The organism is Desulfobacter sp. (assembly GCA_028768525.1).
In the GTDB taxonomy this organism is placed as follows: domain Bacteria; phylum Desulfobacterota; class Desulfobacteria; order Desulfobacterales; family Desulfobacteraceae; genus Desulfobacter.
In genome coordinates, this window is the sequence record CP054837.1 from 4,392,252 (window position 1) to 4,406,421 (window position 14,170).

Consider the following 14,170-nt stretch of genomic DNA (forward strand, 5'->3'; position numbering starts at 1 on the left):
CCCATGCCGGCCGCCGGATGGGCGGCCTGTGAAATGCAGCGTATAGAATAAGGAGAAAGACAATGCGGGTGCCAACCATTTCCCTGTATAATACATCCACCTCCCAGCTGAATACGACAGCCGGGGCACTGAAAGAGGCCAATACCGCTATTTCCACCCAGAAACGGATCAACTGCCTGGCCGATGATCCCGTGGGCGTTTCCCAGACCCTGGGGCTGACCCAGGCCGTCCAGGGGCTGGAGCAGATGGATGCCAATATTGAAACGGGTTTCACCTGGATAAACGGCATCGAAACCGCCCTTCAGTCGGCCCAGGACCTTCTGCTGGACACCAAACTGCTCTGCGCCCAGCTGGTCAATGCATCGGCCAACGCCTCCCAGCGGGCCGATGCCGTTGAAACCGTGGATGCCATGATTGACCAGATTTTTGCCCTGGGAAACACCCAGATCAACGGCGCCTATATTTTTGCCGGGACCGACAATGATGCCCCGGCCTTTTCCCGGGATGCCGACAGTCCCTCGGGGGTGGCCTATGAAGGGAGTGACACCCCCTTTTCCCTTCAGATCAACGCCACCTCGGTGCTGGCGGTGGGCCGGGTGGGGGAAGCGGTCTTTACCGAAGAGCGGATCGCCGTGGATGTCACCAATAATACCATTATTTTTCAGGAGGATACCGGCATGGGGGAAGAGGGCATCAAGACGGTCATGGCGGTTATTCCCGACGGCATGTACACGCCCGGGGAACTGGCCGCCGCCGTGGGGGATGCCATGACCGCAGCCTCCCTTTCATCGGGGTACGGCATCGGCTACCAGGCGGCATACGATGATGACACCGGGCAGTATGCCATCCGGGACGACGGGAAAAGCGAGGGATATTTCGGTTTTGACCTGCTCTGGGAATCGGGCCCCGGCACAGAAGTGGACGGCCTTGACACCGTGGATGCCGGGATGCTGGGCCCGGACCTGGGCTTTACCGCGGATACCGCCTGCCATCCCCCCACCAGCACGGCGCCGGTGACCCTGAAGTCCTTCGACGATACCAACAATCTCATTGATTTTACTGAAGACATTGGGACAGGCCCTTCTGCCCAGCTTACCGCCGCCATTCCCCAGGGGGAGTATTCAGATATGGCCGAACTTTCCCTGGCCGTGGAAGAGGCATTGGAAGCCGCATCCATAAATAATACGGACTATGCCGTATCCTATGATGAGGCCTCCGGAACCTTCACCATTGAAGATGAGGGCGGCACCCTTACCGGGTTTTCCCTTTTGTGGAATTCCGGGACCCATGCAGCAGCCAGTGCCGCAACCGCCCTGGGATTCAACCCAGGGGCGGACGACACCGGGGCGGTGTCCTATGGGAGCGATTCTGCCGTGGTCCTTTTTACCGTTACCCCGGGGGAAAACGACACCATTGACTTTAAGGAGATCCTGCCGGACAGCAGCGGGGATGTCAGTGAATTAACCGCAGTGATACCCCCGGGGGACTATACCGATGCCGCCTCCCTTGCAGCGGCGGTGGAAGACGCCATGGAGGATGCTTCGGAGGCGGCCGGAAACCGGGTGGACTACGCTGTTTTCTACAACGAGGACACCCACAGCTTCACCATCCGGGAGGACGGGGAGACGGGGCTGAAACTGGAACGGCTGGACCTGCTCTGGGACTCGGGCAGCCATGCCTCGGCCTCCGCCGGCCCGCTGCTGGGATTCGACACCGGGGATGTGGCGGGCCAGGCCGCCCTGGGAGAGGAGACGGTGTACGGGATTTTTGAAACCCTGTCCGCCCTGAAGGGGTATCTTGAAAGCGACGATGTGGCCGGCATCGAACGGTCCATGACCCGCCTGGACACCCATTACGACAGCATCACCTCGGTGATTGCCGATACGGGCATGAAATACAACCGGCTTGAGAGCACCCAGACCATTAATTCGGATATCCAGCTGGTACTGACGGAACGGAGGTCCATGATAGAGGATGCCGATATGGTCACCGCCATCATGGAACTTGAGGCCATTCAAACCGCCTACGAGGCCAGCCTCAGCGCCACGGCGAAAATACTCAACGTCAGCCTGGCCGATTATTTGTAACCCTGGCAGGGGGTTAAGCAATCAGGCGCTCAGGCTTTCCTTTAAAACTGCCCGGAAAAAGGGTGTAATGGGATCGGAGCGCCTGATAGGGTGTCTTCCGCCTCAGGGCGCGCAGGGCAAGTTCGCGGTTGTAGGGTTGCAGCCAGGGGACCCTCGTCCAGTCCCCATTGAATAGTTTTGACCGTAACGCCGCCCGGCCCGGTTCACCTGCAACCTGCCATGCCCGGTTGAGCTGCTGCCTTGCCGAAGGCCCCGGGAAGTTGAGGTATCCGGAGGCAAGGCCCCGCCCCCGGCACCATGCGGAGACCACAGAACCATGGTATCGTCCCGGATTGCCCGGGCCGGTACCGGAATCTTCAAACACAATGGGGTCGGCGAAAAGAACGCCGAATACGGTAAACGGGTATTCTGCGATCACCCTGTCCAGAAATCCGGTGTCCGGCACCGGACTATAGTCCCCGATATCCACGAAAAGATATCTGAAGGTATAATCCATGAGGCCATGGATGCTGACGGGCTCCCGCCAGCCCACGGGGGCGGGAAGATCAATCTTTGAATAATAAAAATAAGTCCCCCGGTAATCTTTCAGGCCAAAGGGCACCTCCTTTTGAACGGCGGCCAGCCGTGACACCCCGTAACGCACCAGGCAGCGGTTCAGTCCCGACCTGGAGCAACGGGGGGAGATAAACCGGCGCATCACCTGGAGAAGGTCATCAAGGCTCAGCAGCAATGCGGACCTGAACAGCACCGCGGCCAGTTCATCCGCCGGCTGCAGCGCGGTTTTAATATGTCTGGGGGTGTGGGATTTGTCAAAGACGAAATCCCTGTTTTTCCACCGCCTGACCGTGGTTTCACTGACCCCGATCCTCATGGCCAGGTCAGTGATGTTCATATGGGTATTGTCCTGGATAAAGGCCCTCTGAGCAGGGGTGGTCCTGGCATTTTTATGGAGATTGATTTTCATAGTTTACCTGTTTTTTCCTTTCCGCATCCAACCAATCCTTTGAAACTGATGTTGTAAAATTTTATTTTCCGGGCATGGGAAACGGGCGTTACCGGCGCCGGCCGCGGCAGGAATTGCCTGCCGCAGGTGAAAACTTTTCCCTGCTGTATTAACCATCTATAATCCGCTGCTCTCCAGATCAACACCGCGCCGCAATCTACATATTTTCTACATAATTTGGGTCCCGGGAAAATCCAGAGTCCTTTAATTCCGGCCGGTCGGGAATTCAATCCCCGTAACGGGCGGACACGGGTGCCGCCCTTGTTATCCGGGAGGGTGGCTTTCGTATATAAATGTCACAGCAGAATTGATGCCCCGGACCGGGGTGTGGCGGCCGGTGCACCAAGCGGTTCCGGGGGATTGGTTTGAATGGATTTTTAAAAAACAGGGAAGATCAACTGCGGAATCATTTTGGGGGGCCGGGCAGGGACCCGGCGGCTTTGGGATAATTCCTTGACAAGCGGGGAAAACCGTGACAGGAATAAGCAGACCGAGCGCTCGTTCAATTTGAGAATGCCGGCCGAAAGGAGGCGTAATTGCCAAGAAAAAAGACATCTCCCGTGACGGACCACGATGTGCCGACCCAGATTAAAAACCAGGAACTGGTAAGCGAAAGGCGGCGCCAGCTCGTTGATTCAACCGTTCAATTATTCATTGAACACGGGTATCATAAAACCACCACCCGGATGATTGCCAAGGCCGCCGGGTTTTCCATCGGTTCCCTTTACGAATATGTCAGCTCCAAAGAGGATCTGCTCTACCTGGTCTGCAAGGCCATCCACGAAGAGGTGCAGGATGCGGTGGAGGAGGGGATGGCCGATAATGTCGGGGAAAAGGAACTGCTGGCCGGGATGATCCGCCAGTATTTCATGGTCTGCGACAAGATGTCAGACCATATTCTGCTCATGTACCAGGTGACCCAGTTTCTTCCGGACAAGTGGCAGGAACGGGTGCTGGTCAATGAGCTGAATATTACCGATATTTTTATCCGGATCCTGGGGCGGATGTCGGGAAAGCATAATTTCCCCGATCTTGACGAAAAGATCATTAACCTGGTGGGACACAATATCTCGGTTCTGGGACATATGTGGGCTTTCAGGCGATGGCACATGAAGAAAAATTTTACCCTGGAACAATATACTGCCATCCAGACGGATGTTATTCTTGGGCTGCTTTATTAGGGAAATGTAAATAAAAATAAAAATTTATATTTATTTTTTTAACGATATATGCCATCACAATATTGTATGTAAACATAGTTTAGTGTGATCAAACTTTTCGGTATTATAAAGAAGGAGATGTTATGAGCGCAGAACCTGATGTATATACCCCCAAGAATTCGGTCAAGGTCGTAACCGCCACCTCTCTCTTTGACGGCCACGATGCTTCCATCAACATTATGCGGCGAATTTTGCAGGATTCCGGTGCCGAAGTGATTCATATCGGCCACAACCGGTCCGCCCAGGAGGTGGTGGATGCCGCCATCGAAGAAGACGCCCAGGGCATTGCCGTTTCCTCCTACCAGGGCGGCCACATGGAGTATTTCAAGTATATGGTGGATATGCTCAAAGAGAAGGGGGGCGACCATATCAAGATTTTCGGCGGCGGGGGCGGCGTCATCATCCCCTCGGAAATGGATGAACTCCACGCCTACGGGGTCACCCGGATCTATTCCCCCGAAGACGGGGCGAAAATGGGGCTCCAGGGGATCATCAACGATAAGATCCGGCGCATGGACCATCCCTGCGTGGATTTCAACAATCTGGAATACGACGGGTTAAACCGTGACAATAAACGGGTGACGGCCAATATGATTTCAGCGGTCCAGGAGGCCTGTGCCAATGACAAGGGGCAACTGGATGCCATCATGTCACGAATCGGTGAGATGGCCGCCGGAAGCCGTGCCCCGGTCATCGGCCTCACCGGTACCGGCGGGGCGGGCAAGTCCTCCCTTACCGACGAGTTGATCATCCGCATCCTGCGCGATCTTAAGGATGTCCACATCGCCATCATCTCCTGCGATCCCTCCCGGAGAAAAACCGGCGGCGCCCTTTTGGGCGACCGAATCCGGATGAATTCCATTGAGACCGGCCGGGTTTATATGCGGTCCCTGGCCACCCGCCGCTCCCAGACCGAGCTGCCCGAAGCCCTTCCCCATGCCGTGGAAGTGGCCAAGGCCGCCGGCTACGATATCATCATCGTCGAAACCGCCGGCATCGGCCAGGGGGATTCCAGGGTGGTGGATATGGTGGATGTCTCCATCTATGTGATGACGGCGGAATACGGCGCCCCCTCCCAGCTGGAAAAAATAGATATGCTGGATTATGCCGATATCGTGGTGGTCAATAAGTACGAAAAAAAGGGCAGCGAGGACGCCGTCAGGGACGTGCGCAAGCAGGTCCAGCGAAACCGCAAGGCCTGGGGCAAGGACCCCAAGGATATGCCGGTGTTCGGCACCATTGCCTCCAAATTCAATGACGACGGGGTCACGGCCTTTTACCATGCCTTCCTGGATGCCATTGAAGAGAAAAAAGGGATCAAATACGACTCCGCCATTCCCCGGACCGGGGTAAAGGAATCCACTTCCAAGACCATTATCATTCCCGGGGAACGGGTGAGATACCTGGCGGAAATTGCCGATACGGTGCGCGATTATCATCAGGAGACCGAAAAACAGGCTGAGGCCGTACGCCAGCGCTGGCACCTTGAAGAGACCGTCAGGGCGCTGGAAGAAAAAGGTGCCGGCGGCATCGAAGACCTCAAGTCAGCCGTGGCGGCCACGGATGCCCTGGTCCATGGGGAAACAAATGAGGCGGTGGCGGCCTTTGAGCATTGCACCGAGATGTACCAGAAGGATGAACTGGTTTACGAGGTCCGGGGCAAGGAATTCAGACTGCCCCTCTATTCCGAGTCCCTCTCCCACTCAAAGATTGCAAAGATTTCCGTGCCTAAATTTTCCGACCCCGGCGACCAGTACACCTGGATGCGTAAAGAAAATTTCGCCGGCAGCTTCCCCTATACCGCCGGGGTATTCCCCCTGAAACGGGCCGATGAGGATCCCACCCGGATGTTTGCCGGTGAGGGCGGCCCCGGAGACACCAATTCCCGGTTCAAGCTGCTTTCCTCTGCCTATCCGGCCAAGCGGCTCTCCACGGCTTTTGATTCGGTCACCCTCTACGGGTTCGACCCGGACCGCCGGCCCGACATCTACGGAAAAATCGGCACCTCCGGGGTGAGCATCTGCACCCTGGACGACGTGAAGGTCCTCTACGACGGGTTCGACCTCTGCGCTCCCAACACCTCTGTCTCCATGACCATCAACGGGCCGGCCCCCATGATGCTGGCCATGTTCATGAATACGGCCATTGCCCAGCAAAAGGACAAGTTCATCCAGGAAAAGGGCAGGGAGCCCGATGAAAAAGAAGCGGCTGAACTCAAGGCCTTTGCCCTTTCCAACGTCAGGGGAACGGTCCAGGCCGATATCCTCAAGGAAGACCAGGGACAGAACACCTGCATCTTCTCCATTGAGTTCGCCCTGAAAATGATGGGGGATATCCAGCAGTATTTTATCGACCACCAGGTAAGGAATTTTTATTCGGTTTCCATCTCCGGCTACCACATTGCCGAGGCCGGGGCCAATCCCATTTCCCAGCTGGCCTTCACCCTGGCCAACGGGTTTACCTACGTGGAATACTACCTGTCCAGGGGAATGCACATTGATGATTTTGCACCGTCCCTCTCCTTTTTCTTTTCCAACGGGATGGATCCGGAATATACGGTCATCGGCCGGGTGGCCCGGCGGATCTGGGCCGTGGCCATGAAATACAAATACGGCGGAAATGAAAAGTCCCAGAAGCTGAAATACCATGTCCAGACCTCGGGCCGGTCCCTGCATTCCCAGGATATCCAGTTCAACGATATCCGGACCACCCTCCAGGGGCTCTGTGCCATTTATGACAATTGCAACAGCCTGCACACCAATGCCTTTGACGAGGCCATCACCACCCCGTCGGAAGAATCCGTCCGCCGGGCCCTGGCCATCCAGCTCATCATTAACCGGGAGTGGGGCCTGGCCAAGAACGAGAACCCGCTCCAGGGCTCATTTATCGTGGATGAGCTTACGGACCTGGTGGAAGAGGCCGTGCTCTGTGAGTTCGAGCGGATCACCGAGCGGGGCGGGGTATTGGGGGCCATGGAAACCGGCTACCAGCGGGGCAAGATCCAGGAAGAGTCCCTGTACTATGAATACCTCAAGCACACGGGCAAACATCCCATTGTCGGGGTGAATACCTTTGAGGATCCCAATGCCGATTATGCGGAAATGGCCAACCACCTGGAACTGGCCAGGGCTTCCGACGAGCAGAAGGATGACCAGCTGGACCGTCTGGCCGCATTCAAGGACTCCCATGCCGAGGAAATCGACCCGGCAGTCCAGGCCCTCCAGCAGACAGCCCTCAACGGCGGCAATATGTTCGAGCAGCTCATGGAAACGGTGAAATCCTGTTCCCTGGGCACCATTACCAATGCATTGTATGAAGTGGGCGGAAAATACAGAAGAAACATGTAAGGTGTTATCCAAACATAGGAATCTTTAGACAGTGAATATGAGCGATAAAAAGGAGCGTACTATGAACAAAGCGGTCATTGTCAGCGCCACCAGAACCCCCCTGGGCAGCTTCGGCGGCAGCCTGAGCAAAATCGGCGCAACGGACCTGGGCGGCATGGTTATCAAGGAAGCCATCCGGAGAGCCAATATAGAAGAGACACAAGTCGACGAGTGCATCATGGGGCAGGTCCTTCCCTGCGGCTACGGCCAGAACCCGGGCAAACAGGCCGTGGTCAAGGCCGGGCTTCCCTGGGATGTGGAAGCCATTACCGTGAACAAGGTCTGCGGGTCATCGCTTAAAGCCGTGATGCTGGCGGCCCAGGCCATCCAGTGCGGGGACGCCGATGTGGTGGTGGCCGGCGGCATGGAAACCATGAGCATGGCCCCCTATTATATGGATAAGGCCCGGTGGGGACACCGAATGGGCCCCGGCCGCATTGAGGACCATATGATCCACGACGGGCTCTGGGACATTGTCAATGATTTCCACATGGGCATGTCCAACGAACTCTGCTCTGAAAAATGGGAGGTGACCCGGGAGGACCAGGATAAATTCGCTGCCGAATCCTACCGCCGGGCCAATGCAGCCGTGGCTGCCGGCCGGTTCAAGGATGAGATCATGCCCGTGGAAGTCCCCCAGCGCAAGGGAGACCCCAAGATTTTCGACACCGACGAATGTCCCCAGGATACCCCTTATGAGTTCCTCTCCAAGATGAAACCGGCCTTTAAGAAGGGCGGGGTGGGTACGGCGGGCAACGCCTCCATCATCTCCGACGGGGCCTCGGCCCTGGTGGTCATGAGCGAAGCCCGTGCCAAGGAGCTGGGCTGCACCATCATGGCTGAGATCGGTGCCCAGGCCTCCTACGGCATTGACATGAAATATGTGCTCATGGCCCCCATTTACGCCATTCCCAAGGTGCTCAAAAAACAGGGCATCTCCATCGGCGACGTGGACCTCTTTGAAATCAACGAAGCCTTCGCCGGCACCTCCTGCGGCATCAACAAGGTGCTGGAGCTGGATCCGGAAAAGGTCAACGTCAACGGCGGCTCCGTGGCCCTGGGCCATCCCATCGGTGCCTCGGGCGGCCGGGTGCTGACCACCCTGCTTTATGAAATGCAGAAACGGGATGTAAAAACCGGCCTGGCCTCCCTCTGTCTGGGCGGCGGCGAAGCGGTAGCACTGGTTGTGAATCGTTAAAAATTGTCTTTTGGCCCGATTTTTAAAAGAAGTTCAACTATTGAGAATGTTTTTAGGAGATATGAGATGGAAGTTAAGACTTTTGGCGTAATCGGTTCAGGGCAAATGGGCAACGGCATTGCCCAGGTGGCGGCTGCGGCCGGCCTCAATGTGATCATGAGCGATATCAAGGAAGAGTTCTGTGACAAGGGCATGGCCACCATCGCGGGGTCCCTGGGGCGCCTGGTGAAAAAGGAAAAAATCTCCGAAGCAGACAAGACGGCCATCCTGGACCGGATTAAGACCACCACGGACCTCAAGGATATGGCCGAGGCGGATTTTGTGGTAGAGGCGGCCGTGGAACGGGAAGACCTGAAGTTCAAGATCTTCAGGGACCTGGATGAGATCTGCCCCGGGCACGTGATCCTTTCCACCAACACCTCCTCCATCCCCATCGGCCGGATTGCGGCCCAGACCTCCCGGCCGGACAAGGTCATCGGCATGCATTTCATGAATCCTGTCCCCCTGATGAAACTGGTTGAGATCATCAAGGGCATTGCCACCTCGGAAGAGACTTTCAAGCTGACCTGGGAACTGTCTGAGAAATTCGGCAAGGTCCCGGCGGAAGCCAACGACTACCCCGGATTCATCGCCAACCGCATCCTCATGCCCATGATCAACGAAGCGGTATTCTGCCTTTACCAGAGCGTGGGCAAGGCCGAGGACATCGACACGGTAATGAAGCTGGGTATGAACCATCCCATGGGGCCCCTGGCCCTGGCCGACCTCATCGGCCTGGATACCTGTCTGGCCATCATGGAAACCCTTTACGACGGGTTTAAGGATTCCAAATACCGGCCCTGTCCCCTGCTGAGAAAATATGTGGAAGCCGGCTGGCTGGGCCGGAAAACCGGCAAAGGGTTTTACGATTATAAATAATCCGCCTTTTTTCACTTAGTACAGACTGATGCAGCCGGCCGGGAAGATCACCGTCCGGCTGCAGCTTTTTACGGGAGGGTGCAGATGGATTCACCGTATCGCCGGGTGATACCCCGGCAGGAAATTGACAACCGGATACAGGGGCTTCAACGGCGGCTGGCCCGGCAGGAGATGGACGGGGCATTGATCGTCCAGAAGGCGGACCGGTACTATTACACCGGCACCACCCAGCAGGGCTGGCTCTATGTGCCGGCGGACGGCGATCCCCTGTTCATGGTGTTTAAAGATCTGGACCGGGCCCGGGCCGAATCCTCCATTGAATCCATTCTGCCCCTGATGAGCCCCAAAAAGATCCCCGCCACCCTGGAGGAGATGGGGGTGCCCAGGCGCCTGGGCCTGGAGCTGGATGTCATGCCGGCCAACACCTATCTCATGTTCCGGGAAATATTTGAGGCGACCCAAATTGAGGATATCTCCACCGCCGTCCGGCTACAGCGGGCCGTGAAATCCGAATTTGAGATCGGGTGCATCCAGAAAGCGGCGGCCCTGGCCGATGGGGTGGCGGCCGCTGTGCCCGAACTGGTGAAGGCGGGCATGCCCGAGGTGGAACTGGCCGGCCTTGTGGAGGCCCATGCACGGAAACTGGGCCACCAGGGCACCATCTGCATGCGGCTCTGGGACAACCATTTGTTTTACGGCCATATCATCTGCGGCCGGGATGGGGCCGTGCCCGGGGCGTTATCCTCCCCCACGGCCGGCCCGGGGCTGAATCCCTTTGTGGGCCAGGGCCCCTCCATGAACCCCATCAGACCCAACCAGCCGTTGCTGGTGGACTATGTTTTTGCCCTGGACGGCTACCTGGCCGACCATGCCAGGATTTTTTCCATGGGCGAACTGCCTGATGAATTTTACCGGGCCCATGAGTCCATGCTGGATATCCAGGAGCATGTGAAGCGGCTGGCCGTGCCCGGAATCGAGACCGGCAGGATCTATGATATCATGGTGGCCATGGCCGCCGACAAAGGATATGCCGAACAATTCATGGGCGGTGCCCATCCCCGGATCCGGTTCACCGGCCACGGGCTGGGCATTGAACTGGATGAATTCCCCTTCATCGCCAAGGGCCAGGAACTGAAGCTGGAACCGGGCATGGTCTTTGCCCTGGAGCCCAAGGTGGTGATGCCGGGCCGGGGGGTTGCGGGGATTGAAAACACCTTTCTGGTCACCGAGGCCGGCCTCAGGGCCCTGACCCGGTATCCCGATGAAATCAAGGAAATCTGAGCCGGCAGTCAGCAGAATTAAAGGGAAGGAGAGAGCGGATGGAAGTCAGGTATCATGATAAAGAGAGCCGGGACGGAGGGCGTCTGCCCCTTGAAGGGATAAAAGTTGTGGAATACGGGGTCTTCCATGCCGGCCCCGGTGGCGGGGCCATACTGGGGGACCTGGGGGCAGAGGTGGTCAAGGTGGAGGCCCCGGTGGGCGACGGCATCCGCTATTGGACCAAGGTGGGTGCCGTGGACATGGCCGGGCCCCACGGCGGCAGCCTGGCCTTTGAGGTCTCCAACCGGAATAAGAAAAATATCTGTTTGGACATAAAGACGAAAGGGGGCCGGGAAATTTTCAACCGGCTGGTCCGGGAGGCCGATGTCTTTTTGACCAATCTGCGCAAGAGCACCACCCTTAAACTGAATTTGGATTATGACGCCATCCGCCGCCTCAATCCCAAAATCATCCATGCCAGCGTCTCCGGCTACGGCCATGAGGGACCGCTGCAGGATATCGGCGCCTTTGATCCCCTGGGCCAGGCCTGTTCCGGCATGATGTTTAATACCGGGGGCGCCACGCCGGCGCTGCTTCACATCGGTGTCCTGGACCAGGCCACGGCCATCAGCCTTTCCCATGCCGTCCTTGCCGCCCTGCTGGCCAGGGAGAGACAGGGGATTTCCCAGGAGGTCCATGTCTCCCTATACGGATCGGCATTATGGCTCCAGCATATCAACCTCATGCTGGCCAACACCCTGAAGATAGACCCCTGCGTGCCGGCGGACCGCTCCCACCATTCTCCCCTGCGAAACGTATTCTGCTGTTCCGACGGCCAGTGGGTGATGTGCACCCACCATCCCGAAGAAAAATACTGGGCCAGATTCTGCCGGGTGATGGGCACCCCTGAACTGCTGGATGATCCAGGGTTCACCGATGAAAAGGGCGCGCCCATCGTCTCCGACGAACTCACCGACCGGTTCGACAGGATTTTTGCCACCCGGACCCGGGATGAGTGGATGGGGGATTTCATGGCGGCCAAACTGATGTTCGCCCCCATCCAGAAGGTGATGGATGTGGAAAATGACCCCCAGGCCAGGGCCAACGGCTTTGTCAGGCCGGCCGATTATCCCGGCTTGGGGGAGATGAACCTGCCGGGCTATCCGGCCCGTTTCGGGAAATGCCGGCCCGGCACCCTGACCCGGGCGGCGGAAAAGGGGGAGCACACCGAGGAAGTCCTTCAGAAGCTGGGATATACGGCCCTGGAAATTGAGTCGTTTAAGGAAAAAGGGGCGGCCCAGTAATCCGTATCCCAGGGCTGCGCTTTATCCCAGGGTCTGGCTGATCCATTCCCGGAACACCCGGACCCCTTTGTTTTCAGGCTCAAAATCCGGCCGGGAAAAATAATAGCTGCCGGTCCGGATGGGGGTTTTTCCCAATGGGGTCACCAGCCGGCCCGAGGCCAGTTCGTCCCGGATCAGGAAAAGGTCGCCCAGGGCCACGCCCAGGCCAGCGGTGGCGGCCTGGAGGGCGGCGTCGTCCACTTCAAAGATCTGCCCCCGTTCCAGGGAGAGGTCAGAGACCCCGGTCTGGGCGGCCCAGGCGCTCCACTCCCGCATGTCCGGGCTGTTGTGGAGCAGGGTGTGGCACCGCAGGTCCTCGGGGGCAGTGATGGCCGGTCCCTTTTTGAGAAGGGAGGGGGCGCAGACCGGCACCAGCTGCTCCTTGAGTATCCTTTCCCGGATGACCCCCGGGACCTCCCTGCCAAGATGGGTGATGCCGGCATCGAAATTTTCCCGGGCAAAATCCACATTCACCGAAGAGGTGGTCAGCCTGACCCTGATTTCCGGGTACTTTGACTGGAACCGGTGGAGCCGGGGAATCAGCCACCTTATGGCAAATGTCGGGTGAACCTTGAGGTTGAGGTCATGCTGCTGGGTTTTCAGCCGGTATACGGCGTCGGCCATGATGTCCAGGGACCGGGTCAGGGGCTGGGCCAGAAGCCGTCCCTGGTCGGTGAGGGTCAGGGTCCTGTGGTTGCGGTGGAAGAGAATGGTGTTGAGATGGGATTCCAGCTGTTTGATCTGCCGGCTCACCGCCCCCTGGGTGACATTCAGCTCCCGTGCGGCCCTGGTAAAGCTCAGGTGGCGGGCCGCGGCTTCAAAGGCCCTGAGTCCGTTCAGGGAGGGCAGGTCCCTTTTGTTCATATTTTTCATAATTATTTTATCTGTTTTTTACTTCACCGTCCTGGATTATCGGGCACCTTCGAATTTGGCCATGAGTTTCTGGATAACCCCCTGGCGCTTCATCTCCGCGATGGCCTGATCTATCCTGGGCATGAGATGGCGGTATTTTGATTTTTTCCCCATCATCAAATGGATGTTCAGGGGGCCGAACCGGGCGTCGGTAACTTCAATCTGTGATTGAAGGGTCTCCTTGCGGATGTGATACAGGCTGGGCACGAGGATATCAATGACGATGTCCGCCCGCTTCTTTGCCAGGTACCTGAAGATGAGGCGATCGTCCGGCAGGTAGTCGGTATGGATGCCGTAGGCATCGATATTTTTTTTATGCCACCCGTTTCCGATATTGGTGGCGGGGCGCAGCCCAAGCCGTTTAATGTCCCGGGCAGAGGTTATTTTTCTAATGGCCTCAAGTTTGGGATGGCCTTTATAGGTGAAAACGTTCATAAACAGTTGGCAGACCGGTTCTTTGCTCATCTCCGTATAGGCCAGGCGCTCTTCATTGGGCACCATGAGAGAGAAATCCGACTGTCCGTTTTTTATGTTCATCTGGCTTCTTACCCATGGCAGATCCACGCCGACGACGGTTATTCCCAGTCTTTTTTCAAATAATTCCGCGAGAATTTCCGGGTAAAGCCCCTGCATCTCTTTGTTTTCGTCAATATGGAAGACCGGCTGCCATTCCGAAAAGGCAAAGGTAATCATTTTTTCCCCGGCAGCGGTGGCGGGGGGCAGGTGCGATGCCGTTAAAAAAAGAAATACAACCAACCGCCTGATACAGGCCGATATTATTTTATGCCGGAACGGAAGCATTCAGAATTCTCTTATCCGTTTATTAAGGTTCCTGGACCTTTT

At 57.1% G+C, this 14,170-nt stretch carries 10 protein-coding genes; 7 read left to right on the top strand and 3 right to left on the bottom strand.

Annotated features, from left to right (window positions below):
• The first annotated feature begins 62 nt into the window (after positions 1–62).
• Complete coding sequence (gene flgL, locus HUN04_19370) at positions 63–2,087, top strand: flagellar hook-associated protein FlgL (protein WDP91749.1); 2,025 nt, start codon at positions 63–65, stop codon at positions 2,085–2,087.
• Positions 2,088–2,100: 13 nt separating this feature from the next.
• Here the strand turns inward: flgL and HUN04_19375 are convergent, their stop codons facing one another.
• A complete protein-coding gene (locus HUN04_19375; GenBank protein WDP91750.1) occupies positions 2,101–3,051 on the bottom strand; it encodes a helix-turn-helix domain-containing protein in 951 nt (316 codons plus the stop codon).
• 575 nt (positions 3,052–3,626) lie between these two features.
• Here HUN04_19375 and HUN04_19380 point away from each other — a divergent pair.
• The 6 genes from HUN04_19380 to HUN04_19405 all read left to right on the top strand — a co-directional run bounded on the left by HUN04_19380 (position 3,627) and on the right by HUN04_19405 (position 12,376).
• Entirely contained in the window at positions 3,627–4,271 is a 645-nt protein-coding gene (locus tag HUN04_19380; GenBank protein WDP91751.1) for a TetR/AcrR family transcriptional regulator, read from the top strand.
• 122 nt (positions 4,272–4,393) lie between these two features.
• Complete coding sequence (locus HUN04_19385; protein WDP91752.1) at positions 4,394–7,657, top strand: methylmalonyl-CoA mutase family protein; 3,264 nt, start codon at positions 4,394–4,396, stop codon at positions 7,655–7,657.
• Between the two features lie 61 nt (positions 7,658–7,718).
• On the top strand, positions 7,719–8,894 hold the full coding sequence (locus tag HUN04_19390) for an acetyl-CoA C-acetyltransferase (GenBank protein WDP91753.1): 1,176 nt from the start codon (positions 7,719–7,721) through the stop codon (positions 8,892–8,894).
• A 66-nt stretch (positions 8,895–8,960) separates the two neighbouring features.
• Entirely contained in the window at positions 8,961–9,812 is an 852-nt protein-coding gene (locus tag HUN04_19395; protein WDP91754.1) for a 3-hydroxybutyryl-CoA dehydrogenase, read from the top strand.
• Between the two features lie 84 nt (positions 9,813–9,896).
• The gene (locus HUN04_19400; protein ID WDP91755.1) at positions 9,897–11,093 is read left to right on the top strand and encodes an aminopeptidase P family protein; all 1,197 of its coding nucleotides are present in this window, start codon (positions 9,897–9,899) and stop codon (positions 11,091–11,093) included.
• 38 nt (positions 11,094–11,131) lie between these two features.
• A complete protein-coding gene (locus HUN04_19405) occupies positions 11,132–12,376 on the top strand; it encodes a CoA transferase (GenBank protein ID WDP91756.1) in 1,245 nt (414 codons plus the stop codon).
• A 21-nt stretch (positions 12,377–12,397) separates the two neighbouring features.
• On the opposite strand, the gene gcvA is transcribed toward HUN04_19405, so the two are convergent.
• The gene (gcvA, locus tag HUN04_19410) at positions 12,398–13,288 is read right to left on the bottom strand and encodes a transcriptional regulator GcvA (protein WDP91757.1); all 891 of its coding nucleotides are present in this window, start codon (positions 13,286–13,288) and stop codon (positions 12,398–12,400) included.
• Positions 13,289–13,324: 36 nt separating this feature from the next.
• Positions 13,325–14,020: a transporter substrate-binding domain-containing protein gene (locus HUN04_19415; protein ID WDP91758.1), complete on the bottom strand. Its 696-nt coding sequence runs from the start codon at positions 14,018–14,020 to the stop codon at positions 13,325–13,327.
• Between the last annotated feature and the right edge of the window lie 150 nt (positions 14,021–14,170).

Bases quoted from the DNA above. Each gene is read 5' to 3' on its own strand.
- flgL (WDP91749.1), top strand. From the start codon at position 63: ATGCGGGTGCCAACCATTTCCCTGTATAATACATCCACCTCCCAGCTG.
- HUN04_19375 (WDP91750.1), bottom strand. From the start codon at position 3,051: ATGAAAATCAATCTCCATAAAAATGCCAGGACCACCCCTGCTCAGAGG.
- HUN04_19385 (WDP91752.1), top strand. From the start codon at position 4,394: ATGAGCGCAGAACCTGATGTATATACCCCCAAGAATTCGGTCAAGGTC.
- HUN04_19390 (WDP91753.1), top strand. From the start codon at position 7,719: ATGAACAAAGCGGTCATTGTCAGCGCCACCAGAACCCCCCTGGGCAGC.
- HUN04_19395 (WDP91754.1), top strand. From the start codon at position 8,961: ATGGAAGTTAAGACTTTTGGCGTAATCGGTTCAGGGCAAATGGGCAAC.
- HUN04_19400 (WDP91755.1), top strand. From the start codon at position 9,897: ATGGATTCACCGTATCGCCGGGTGATACCCCGGCAGGAAATTGACAAC.
- HUN04_19405 (WDP91756.1), top strand. From the start codon at position 11,132: ATGGAAGTCAGGTATCATGATAAAGAGAGCCGGGACGGAGGGCGTCTG.
- gcvA (WDP91757.1), bottom strand. From the start codon at position 13,288: ATGAAAAATATGAACAAAAGGGACCTGCCCTCCCTGAACGGACTCAGG.
- HUN04_19415 (WDP91758.1), bottom strand. From the start codon at position 14,020: ATGATTACCTTTGCCTTTTCGGAATGGCAGCCGGTCTTCCATATTGAC.